Source organism: Brevibacterium moorei, from assembly GCF_024580735.1.
GTDB lineage: Bacteria > Actinomycetota > Actinomycetes > Actinomycetales > Brevibacteriaceae > Brevibacterium > Brevibacterium moorei.
Map to the genome: position 1 here is coordinate 1 of NZ_JANIJX010000061.1, position 1,070 is coordinate 1,070.

The 1,070-nt window shown below is 63.9% G+C and carries 1 protein-coding gene; it reads right to left on the bottom strand.

Annotated features, from left to right (window positions below):
- Nucleotides 1–141 precede the first annotated feature (141 nt).
- A partial coding sequence (locus tag NQ034_RS16040; protein ID WP_257050021.1) for an IS110 family RNA-guided transposase occupies nt 142–1,070 on the bottom strand: 929 nt, incomplete at its 5' end.

Below are 1,070 nucleotides of genomic sequence, written 5' to 3' on the forward strand. Positions count from 1 at the left end.
GGGGTGTCCCTATGTTCTTTGTCAAGCGATTCGGTAGATTTTTCCCGGAATCCGCTTGACTCAGTTTGGGGCGTGCTGGGGTGACCGGTTGACCGTGTAGTTCGTCGTCACGGTGCCACCAGTTGGTCGGTGTGAGCCGGTTTACGCGGCGGCTGCCCTGGGTGCCGGTGGGGTGTAGAAGGTGCCGTCGCGCAGCATCGCGAAGAGCACGTCGCAGCGCCTCCTGGCTAGCGCGATGATGGCCTGGTTGTGGCGTTTCTTCTCGGCACGTTTCCGGTCGTAATACGCTCTCGATATCGGGTCCTTCAACGCGGCGAAAGCGGACAGGAACAAGGCGCGTTTGAGGACTTTGTTGCCCTTCCGCGATGGGTGATCGCCGCGGATCGACGTACCGGATCTCCAGGTCACGGGTGTGAGTCCGGCATAGGATGCCAAGTGTCCTGCGGTCTCGAAGTGCTTGCCCGCAACCTCGGTGATGATCCGGGCAGCTGTCCTGACGCCGACCGCCGGCATGGACGTCAGGAGGTCGTGAAGAGGGTGAGCCTCCACGAGGGCCTCGACTTGTGTGTAGACCTCGTCGCGGGACTCGCGCAACTGGCTCAGTTGGCCGGCGAGCTGCTTCAAGACGATTCCGGCGGCGTCGGTTCCGGCAACCACGACGGTCTGTTCTGATAGGGCCTGGAAGATCGCGGCTGCCCACCGTTTGGCAGCCCGCGGCGCATACTTGCGCATGAAGGTCGTCACACGCGCTTGGCCGGCTTTCTTCAACGCGGCTGGGCTCGGGTATTTCGCTAGCAGCGCGGGCATAACGGGATGGTCCAGGTGCGGGCCAACCACCCGTTCCAGCGCGGGGTGGATCTGGGTGAGTAGGCCCCGGATGCGGTTCGACGTGGCTGTGGCCTGCTTGGCCAAATCGTCATCGAACCCGCACAGCATCGACAACTGCGCAGCCTGTTCATCGGCCAGCACGATGGACCGCAAGGTGTGCGGCATGGTGCGGGCTGCGTCGGCGATGATCGCGGCATCGCGGGCGTCGGTCTTCGCCTGGCCGGGGTGTAGGTCGGCGATCC